Origin of the sequence: Nocardia amamiensis NBRC 102102, assembly GCF_001612745.1 — a bacterium.
In the GTDB taxonomy this organism is placed as follows: domain Bacteria; phylum Actinomycetota; class Actinomycetes; order Mycobacteriales; family Mycobacteriaceae; genus Nocardia; species Nocardia amamiensis.
The window spans coordinates 24,432-33,018 of the sequence record NZ_BDBA01000097.1 but is presented as its reverse complement, the minus strand read 5'-3'; the positions used below and the strand labels follow the sequence as shown (position 1 = coordinate 33,018).

9 protein-coding genes and 1 pseudogene are annotated in these 8,587 nt (G+C 66.5%); 6 read left to right on the top strand and 4 right to left on the bottom strand.

The window, feature by feature from the left end; translation table 11 throughout:
* Together NA4_RS19090 and NA4_RS19085 are read right to left on the bottom strand one after the other, a co-directional pair.
* A pseudogene (locus tag NA4_RS19090) lies at window positions 1-510 on the bottom strand (1,4-alpha-glucan branching protein); the annotation flags it as partial.
* The gene (locus NA4_RS19085) at window positions 507-1,325 is read right to left on the bottom strand and encodes a class I SAM-dependent methyltransferase (RefSeq protein ID WP_245671481.1); all 819 of its coding nucleotides are present in this window, start codon (window positions 1,323-1,325) and stop codon (window positions 507-509) included. The gene NA4_RS19085 and the pseudogene NA4_RS19090, both read right to left, overlap by 4 nt.
* Before the next feature lie 261 nt (window positions 1,326-1,586).
* On the opposite strand from NA4_RS19085, the gene NA4_RS19080 reads away from it, so the two are divergent.
* The 5 genes from NA4_RS19080 (at window position 1,587) to NA4_RS39235 (ending at window position 6,640) form a co-directional block, all read left to right on the top strand.
* A complete protein-coding gene (locus tag NA4_RS19080) occupies window positions 1,587-2,372 on the top strand; it encodes an electron transfer flavoprotein subunit beta/FixA family protein (RefSeq protein WP_067471385.1) in 786 nt (261 codons plus the stop codon).
* 105 nt (window positions 2,373-2,477) lie between these two features.
* Entirely contained in the window at window positions 2,478-3,434 is a 957-nt protein-coding gene (locus tag NA4_RS19075) for an electron transfer flavoprotein subunit alpha/FixB family protein (protein ID WP_067471382.1), read from the top strand.
* Between the two features lie 69 nt (window positions 3,435-3,503).
* Window positions 3,504-4,154, top strand: a complete 651-nt coding sequence (locus tag NA4_RS19070) for a Uma2 family endonuclease (protein ID WP_084497228.1) — start codon at window positions 3,504-3,506, stop codon at window positions 4,152-4,154.
* A gap of 59 nt (window positions 4,155-4,213) precedes the next feature.
* Entirely contained in the window at window positions 4,214-5,434 is a 1,221-nt protein-coding gene (locus tag NA4_RS19065; protein ID WP_444980040.1) for a cobalamin-independent methionine synthase II family protein, read from the top strand.
* A 276-nt stretch (window positions 5,435-5,710) separates the two neighbouring features.
* The gene (locus NA4_RS39235) at window positions 5,711-6,640 is read left to right on the top strand and encodes an IPT/TIG domain-containing protein (protein ID WP_218022317.1); all 930 of its coding nucleotides are present in this window, start codon (window positions 5,711-5,713) and stop codon (window positions 6,638-6,640) included.
* 22 nt (window positions 6,641-6,662) lie between these two features.
* On the opposite strand, the gene NA4_RS19055 is transcribed toward NA4_RS39235, so the two are convergent.
* Window positions 6,663-7,118: a MarR family winged helix-turn-helix transcriptional regulator gene (locus tag NA4_RS19055; RefSeq protein WP_067471370.1), complete on the bottom strand. Its 456-nt coding sequence runs from the start codon at window positions 7,116-7,118 to the stop codon at window positions 6,663-6,665.
* A gap of 80 nt (window positions 7,119-7,198) precedes the next feature.
* On the opposite strand from NA4_RS19055, the gene NA4_RS19050 reads away from it, so the two are divergent.
* Window positions 7,199-7,573: a cupin domain-containing protein gene (locus NA4_RS19050; protein ID WP_067471400.1), complete on the top strand. Its 375-nt coding sequence runs from the start codon at window positions 7,199-7,201 to the stop codon at window positions 7,571-7,573.
* A 46-nt stretch (window positions 7,574-7,619) separates the two neighbouring features.
* Here NA4_RS19050 and NA4_RS19045 read toward each other — a convergent pair whose 3' ends face one another.
* Window positions 7,620-8,477 (bottom strand): LysR family transcriptional regulator, encoded by an 858-nt coding sequence (locus NA4_RS19045; protein ID WP_067471367.1) that lies wholly within the window; start codon window positions 8,475-8,477, stop codon window positions 7,620-7,622.
* Window positions 8,478-8,587: the final 110 nt, after the last annotated feature.

The window sequence follows — 8,587 nt, the reverse complement described above, 5'->3', positions numbered from 1 at the left end:
CCGCAGCCGCGGATCCAGCAGCGGCTGGAACGGGTGCGCCAGCGGCCCGCCGAGCAGCTCGATGGTCTGGGCGTCGACGAGTTCGCGCCAGATCGGCGCCGCGCCGTGCCGCCAGTGCTGCTCGAATTCCGCCAGCGCCGCGGCGGCCGAGCGGTGCTCGTGCCTGCCGAGCGCGACGTTGCCCGCCATGGCGGCCTCGTCGGCGCGCAGCTGCCAGTTGCCCAGCCAGTGATGCATGCCCGCCAGGCAGTGCGGGTCGTCCAGCTGGGCCGCGAGCACCGGCGTGATGCCCAGACTCAGCAGGTGCGAACGGCCTTCGACCGCAAGCGTTCTCAGCACTTCGACGACCGGCAGATAGGATGCGGCCCAGGACTGGTAGAGCCATTCCTCGCCGACCGGCCAGCGACCGTGGTTGGCCAGCCAGGGAAGGTGGGAGTGCAGGACCAAGGTGAACTGGCCCGGCACCGGACTTGCGGAGTGCCCGCCGGGCACGGCACTGCGATCGGTCAAGGCTTCACCGCGATGGCGACCAGATCCAGGCTCGCGTCGATGTCCTCGGCAGCCAGCACGAAATCGTCGACCGTGACGCTCGCGACGTCCGCGGTGAGCTCGGCAGGCCAGGGCTCGCCGGCCAGCGCCCGTTCGATCTGCGCGTCGATGAACGACCCGCCGTGCTTGGCGTCCAGTGCCCGCAGGCCGGGCCCGTGCTGCACACCGATCATCCGTGCCACCTCGAAACCCGCGTCGACCAGCAACTCGGTCAGCTCGGCGGCGTTCAGTTCCCTGGTGTGGAACGGGTTGAGCGGGGTGTCGCGGCCCGGGGAGAAGGTGATCCGGTTGGGCGTGCTGATCAGCAGTTCACCCCCGGGGCGCAACACTCGCAGGCACTCCCGCAGGAACTGGGACTGGTCCCAAAGATGCTCGATCACTTGGAAGTTCACCACGACGTCGACCGAGGCGTCCTCCAGCGGCAGCTCGGCGAGGTTGCCCTGGATCATCTCCACGCGCGGGTAGCGCGCGCGCACATGCTCGACGGCGGTGGCGTCGTAGTCCACTCCGATCACCTTGGTGGCCACGCCGGCGATCATGTCGGCGCCGTAGCCTTCCCCGGAGCCTGCCTCCAGCACGGTCTTCCCGGCGCAGCGGTCCAGCAGGCGGGCGTAGGCGATCTCGTGCCTGCGGAACCAGTAGTTCTCCTCGGCGATGCCGGGGACGGTGCGCTCGCCGGTCAGCGGCAGCGGTTCGACGGCGCCGACGCTCGTCTCGGGGTCCGCGGCAACGCCGGTGGGGTCGCCCACTGCGGGAGGGATCACAGCCTCGCTCATCACTCCGACGTTACTGGCACGGTGTCGGCGCGGGACACCCGCACCCGGTCGGATTCGTCGCGCGGCTCAGCCGTTACGGCGACGTCTGAACCGGCGCACTTTATCGCCCGATGTGCGGTTGTGAGAGGGAAGCCACTAAGTTACCCACGAGTAACTTAACGTAGGGTAATGTCACGGCCTGAGCCACTCACACGGACGTACGGCACAGCTCGTGCGACCACCACATACGTGTAAACCAGAACAGGAGGTCGACGAAGACCGATGCCGAACATCGTCGTACTCATCAAGCAGGTACCCGACACCTGGTCCGAGCGCAAGCTGACCGACGGTGACTTCACCCTCGACCGCGAGGCCGCCGACGCCGTTCTCGACGAGATCAACGAGCGCGCCGTCGAAGAGGCGCTGCTGATCAAGGAGGCCCAGGGCGGCGAGGTCACCGTGCTGGCCGCCGGTCCGGACCGCGCCACCGAGGCCATCCGCAAGGCGCTGTCCATGGGCGCCGACAAGGCCATCCACATCAACGACCCGGCCATCCACGGCTCCGATGCCGTGCAGACCGCGTGGGTGCTGGCGAGTGCGCTGGGTCAGGTCGAGGGTGTCGAGCTGGTCATCGCGGGCAACGAGTCGACCGACGGCCGCGCCGGCGCCGTCCCCGCGATCATCGCCGAGTACCTGGGCCTGCCGCAGCTGACGCACCTGCGCAAGCTGGCCGTCGACGGTGACAAGATCACCGGCGAGCGCGAGACCGACGAGGGCGTGTTCAAGCTGGAGGCCACGCTTCCGGCCATCGTGAGCGTCACCGAGAAGATCAACGAGCCGCGGTTCCCGTCCTTCAAGGGCATCATGGCCGCGAAGAAGAAGGAAGTGCAGACCTTCACGCTGGCCGATCTCGGCGTCGACGCGTCGACCGTTGGTGTCGCGAACGCGGGCACCGCCGTCACCGCGGCCACCCCGAAGCCCGCGCGCACCGCGGGCGAGAAGATCGCGGACGAGGGCGACGGCGGTACCAAGATCGCCCAGTACCTGATCGGCCAGAAGATCATCTGATCGCGGTCGTGCTCATGCGGGACACCCGCACCCGTCGGGCGGAACGAGCCGCGATCCTCGCTCGCCCCGCCCTCGAGGACTGAGACTTCTTAGGAGAGAACACAAATGGCAGAAGTACTTGTGCTCGTCGAGCACGCCGACGGTGCGATCAAGAAGGTCAGCACCGAACTGCTCACCGCGGCGCGCGCGCTCGGCGAGCCCGCCGCCGTCGTGCTCGGCACGGCCGGCACGGGCGAGAAGCTGGCCGACGCACTGGCCGCCGCGGGCGCGGAGAAGATCTACATCGCCGAGTCCGACGATGTGGAGAACTACCTGGTGACCCCGAAGGTAGACGTGCTGGCCGGCCTGACCGAGTCGGCCTCCCCGGCCGCGGTCATCGTCGCCGCCACCGCCGAGGGCAAGGAGGTGTCGGGTCGCCTGGCCGCCCGCATCGGCTCCGGCCTGCTGGTCGACGTCATCGACGTGAAGGCGGACGGCAGCGCCGTGCACTCCATCTTCGGTGGCGCGTTCACCGTCGACGCCAAGGCCACCGGCGACGTGCCGGTGATCTCGGTCCGCCCGGGCGCCGTCGAGGCGTCGGCGCAGGCCGGTGCGGGCGAGAAGGTCACCGTCGAGGTGCCCGCGCAGGAAGAGGGCGTGGTCAAGGTGACCTCGCGCGAGCCGGTCGTGGCCGGTGACCGTCCGGAGCTCACCGAGGCGAGCATCGTGGTCTCCGGTGGCCGCGGTGTCGGTTCCGCCGACAACTTCTCGGTGGTCGAGGCGCTGGCCGACTCGCTCGGCGCGGCCGTCGGCGCTTCCCGCGCCGCCGTCGACTCGGGCTACTACCCGGGCCAGTTCCAGGTCGGCCAGACCGGCAAGACCGTCTCGCCGCAGCTCTACATCGCCCTCGGCATCTCCGGCGCGATCCAGCACCGCGCGGGCATGCAGACCTCGAAGACCATCGTCGCGGTCAACAAGGACGAAGAGGCGCCGATCTTCGAGATCGCCGACTACGGCATCGTGGGCGACCTGTTCAACGTCGCCCCGCAGCTGACCGAAGCGGTCAAGACGCACAAGGGCTGATCCTGTGCTCGCGTGGCCTCGGCTGGAAACAGCCGGGGCCACGGGTGTCTCCACGGCTATCATTGCGGCATGTCGCCGCCCCGTATCGAGCGTCCAGACTTGCCCGAGTACATGACATGGGAGGAACTGGAGCGTCTGCCCGAAGAGATTGCGGAACAGATCGAACTCTGGGAAGGGCGCGTGGAGTGGATGCGCCGCGGTCCCCGGGAACATCAGCGGTTCAGCCGACGCGTCGTTCATGAAATCGAGCGGTGTGCGCGCGAAACCATGTCGGGGCGCCCTGGAGCCTGCTGGGAGGCCGAGTTCGAGACCAACGTGTTCCTCGGGACGAGCGGAAAATCGGACTTCCTCACTCCAGACTTCCTCGTGTTCCGTTGCCTCCCGCCCTACCAGGACATACGGGCCGCTGACACACTGCTTGTCGGTGAAGTGCTTTCACCGTCGAATTCCGGGCCCGATATGGAGGCCAAGAAAGGCCGGTATGCGAAGGCCGGGATCCCGTGGTACTGGGAGGTGAAGCTCGATTCCGATGTCAGTGCCATTGCGAGGATTCGCGCATATGGCCTGGAAACCGGGTACGGGCCTTTGCCTGATCGGGTCACCCCGTTGCATCCGGTCGAATACCGGCTCGTCGGTGAATGGGTGAATGACAGCGAGGAGCGAGTGTCGTTCACGCACCCGTTCCCGATCGATATTCCGTGGGCGGCGCTCGCCTACTGACGGGCGCGGAACCGGTGTGCTCGAGCGCCGCCATCGACATAGATCGTGCCCAGCAGGATATGTGCTGCCGCCCGATCTCTGACAGCCTGCAGCATCAGCGACTCCTCGGCTGCTTGGATGGCGGGGGAATGATCGCACGCTTGCGCTTCGAGACGTTTGCGAATGGACTTCAGCCCCAGGCAAATTCGAGTCGAACGTCAGGCGCCGGACGTACACTGCCTCCTGTGAGCCTCCCCACAGAACCGATCGGTAGCATTCCTCGCACTCACGACCTCCTGGCCGCAATGGCCGATGATTCCGGCGACGCCACCGTGTTCGCCGAACTCCAGCAGCGCGCGGTCGCCGAGACCATCCGCCGCCTGGAGGAACTCGGCTCTCCCGTCGTCACCGACGGTGAGCAGACCAAGCCGAGTTTCGCCACCTATCCGATCGCCGGGCTGGACAATCTGGCCCCGGACGGCGCGATCATCCCGTTCGCCGACGGACACCAGCGGCAGCTGCCCCGGCTGACCTCGGGGCCGTTCCGGTACGCCGCGCACGCGGTGGACTACTTGCGCGCCGCGAAGCAGCACGCCACCGTGCCGGTGAAGCAGGCGGTCATCGCGCCGTCGGCGCTGAGCCTGCTCTACCCGCCCGACGGCATCGCGGACTATCCGCGCGACCGGTTCCTCGCCGATCTGGCCGACGCGGCCGAGGCCGATATCCGCGGCTGCCTGGACGAAGGCGCGCACCTGGTGCAGCTCGACTTCACCGAGGGGCGGCTCTCGCTCGAGCTGGACCCGAGCGGCGGCCTGCTCGACCAGTTCATCGAGCTCAACAACCTTGTGCTCGATCGTTTCTCGGACGAGGAGCGCGCCAGGATCGGCGTGCACACCTGCCCGGGCGGCGACCAGGACTCCACGCACAGCTTGGACGTGGACTACACCGCTCTGCTGCCCAAGCTGCTGCAGTTGCGGGTCGGCGCGTTCTACCTCCAGTTCGCCAGCGAACCGGAGCCGGAGAAGGTCCTCGCGGTGCTCGCCGAACACCTGCCCGCCCGAGCCCGTGTGTTCATCGGCGTCACCGACCCGATCGACCCGGTTGTCGAGACTCCCGAGCAGGTGAGCGACCGGGTGCTGCTCGCCGCCCGCTACCTGCCCGTCGAGCGCTTGGGTACCTGCGACGACTGCGGTTTCGCGCCGTTCGCCGACGACCTGTCGACTTCGCGGGAAACCGCGTTCGCCAAGGTCAGGGCGCGCATCGAGGGAACGGCGCTGGCCGCAACGGAATTGGGCGTCTGACCCGTATTCGGCGCGATGCGCCCGAACGGCACTTGGACGAACTCGGGTTCCAGGGTGGCCGCAACAGCGCTGCTAGGTGATCTCGAACCTTTCGGCCCGCACCAGATTTGAACGATACGTCCTGATCTGGGTTCATCTGAAAACGGACGAAAACGGATCGAGAGACCCGTTGCCCAGGTACCTGTATAGGGGCGTTACTGAATGGAGCCGGGACGAAACGAGTTGGCCACCCTGGTGAGCGGAACACACTCCCACCGCGGTCGAGGAGGTGGCACTATGCCTACCATTACTTCCCTGCCTACGGCTCCAACTCTGGTCTCGGCGAGCCCGGGTTCGGGGCCGCTCATCGGTGGAACCACGGTCACCCTGGCCGGGACGAATCTGACCCGAGCTACGGCGGTCGTATTCGGCGCCACTGCGGCGACGTCATTCACGATCGACTCCGCAACGCAGATCACGGCTATCTCTCCTGCCGTAACGGGAGTCGTGCTGGTCACAGTCACCACGCCGAGCGGGGTCAGTAACGGAGTGCCGTTCACTTACGTGGGCACGCCGCCGCCATCCGGGGTGAACCTCGGTCCGGGAACGTCGATCATGTCTGATGGCGGACTGCCCTGTGGAAGCTGGGGAACTGTCGGGGCTGTCGGATATGACGAACTCGGCAATCTGGTGGCTATCACGGCCGGGCACATGATGACTCGGGACACCGGAACTCAGGAGGTATTCCTCACGGGGAATCCAGGACTGGGCCCGATCGGGTACTACGCCACCTGGCCCACGAATTGGCCCGGGTTTCCGTCGATGCAGTATCCGGTCGACTCGTCCAAGGATTACGCCGTCATCAAGCTGGACGAAACGAAGATCAATCCGGTCAACAAGACGCCGAACGGAATCGTGATCAGGAAGATCGGCGCGAAGCCTGTCCCGCTCAGGGACATCATCTGCAAGTACGGTCAGGTGTCCAGGAAGACATGCGGTCTCGTGATCGAGTACAAGAACAACGTCATCAGTTCGTGGGCTGCGATCATTCCGGGCGATAGCGGTGGCCCGGTGACCACGCGGAGCGGTTTGGTCGGCATCACCTCCGCAATCAATCCGCGCAATCCGTGGGCACCGTTCCAGTTCTCCGGTATTCATGGGATTCTCGACGACATCGCAGCGCAAGGACCGAGCACGATCGGAATCGGATTCACTCCGCTTCCGTGATTGCCCCGGACGACGCCGAGAACTACCACGCCGAGGGCCGCACCCGGCCCGGAGTGACCACGCGGGCCAACATGTTTCGCAGATCTACGATGTCGGCACGGCTCAACGTCGCGCCCCAGCGCTGCGTGAACTCCGCCGCCGCGGCGTCTGCGGCGCGGGTGCAGGCCCAGCCGCGTTCGGTCAGCGTGATGAGCTTGGCTCGTGCGTCGTGCGGATGCGGGTTGCGCCGCGCATACCCTTTGCGCACCAACTCGTCCACAAGCTGACTCGCCGCCTGCTTGCTCACGCTGAGATGCTCGGCGATCTCGACCACCGTCGCGCCGTCGGGCGTCATCCGCGCGAAGGCGAATCCGTGCGAGGGACGCACATCGGTGAATCCCGCCGCCACCACGCCGGTGTGGATGGCGTCGGTGACTTGCGCGGCCGCCGCGAGCAAGAGCAGTGGCAGATCCTGGGCGGGTGGCGGGACGGAAGGCATGGATGCATCCTGGCACTTGACAGGGTGGGCAAGTTACTTGACTATATTAGTCAAGTAACTTGACTATAGAGGAGATGGAAATGCCGGTCGTCCGTGCCGCAGAGACCACCGTCCACGAGATGCACAACGCCCGTTTCACCCCGCTCATCCGTCCCGGCACCGGCAGCAAGGAGGTATGCGTGTGGCAGCTGGAGATCGCCGCCGGAACCGTCGGTGTCGAACACCGCATCCTCCGTGAGGAAGCATTCGTACTCCTCAGTGGTGCAGCGACATTCACTGTCGATGGTGAATCGTCATCCCTGGAACCAGGGGATGCCGCCGTCGCCCCCGCCGAATCCACCATTCGCCTGGACAATCCGGGAGAGGCTCCCGCCACACTGACGGTGATTGCACCGGTCGGCTTCGCGGGCGAACTCGCGGACGGAACGCGCATCACCCCGCCGTGGGTGAGCTGAACCGGGCGTGCCCCGGAAACGCCTCGTCTACCCCGGAGTGACCACCTCAGCAGCGACGCAGCGTCGACAGCAGGGTGGTCAGGATCGGTGAACGTTTGACTTCGGCGCGCAGCACCGCCGAAACCGGGATGCGCAGCTTGTGTTCGGCGAGCGGGAGCACCACCAGTCCCTCGGTGGTGCTCTCGGCATAGAGCACGGTCCACGCGTCCGGCCGGTTGATCAGCTCCATCGTCGCGGTGTGGTCCGGCGGGATGGGCGGCCCGAAGGTCGGGCCCGTGGGCAGTTCGGCGAACGCGTTGCGAATCACGGTGTGCAGCAGCACCTGTTCCTGTTCCGGCGGCAGCAGCAGCGGATACGAACTCAGATCGGACAAGGTCACCACGTCCCTGGTCGCCAGTGGATGGGCGCTGGAGGTGGCGATCACCAGGTCTTCGACCCAGAGCTGTTCCACCGCGAGCCCCGGCTGCTCGACGCTGCCGCGGATCAGCGCGAGATCGCAGTCCCCGTCCGTGACGGCGGCGATGCGCTGGCGGAACGGCTTGATCACGAACTCGATTTCGGCCTCCGGGTGCGCGGCGCGCGCCCCCGCGATGGCCGACAGCGAGCGGGTGGCGAAGGACATGTTCGCCGCCAACCGGATTCGCGGCCCCACCGTGCGCACCGCCGCGCGGATCGCCGACTCCAAGCTCAGCATTTGTTTCGCCAGGGGAAGTAGCCGAGCGGTGGCGTCGGTGGGCACGACCGAGCGGGTGGAGCGTTCGAACAGTTGCACGCCGAGATCGCGCTCGAGCCGGGAGATCTGATGACTGATCGCCGACTGTGAGATGAAGCAGCGCGCGGCGGCGCCGCTGAAGCTCAGCTCCTCGCACACCGCGACGAAGTAGGTGAGCTGCCGAAGTTCCACAGCGCCTCCCATTAATTACTGATCGAGATAAGAGTCATCTTAATTATGCGCCCTGACACCTGAAATATCCGCCCTCCGGATCACGGTTCGTAATGAGAGAAGGAGGCTGT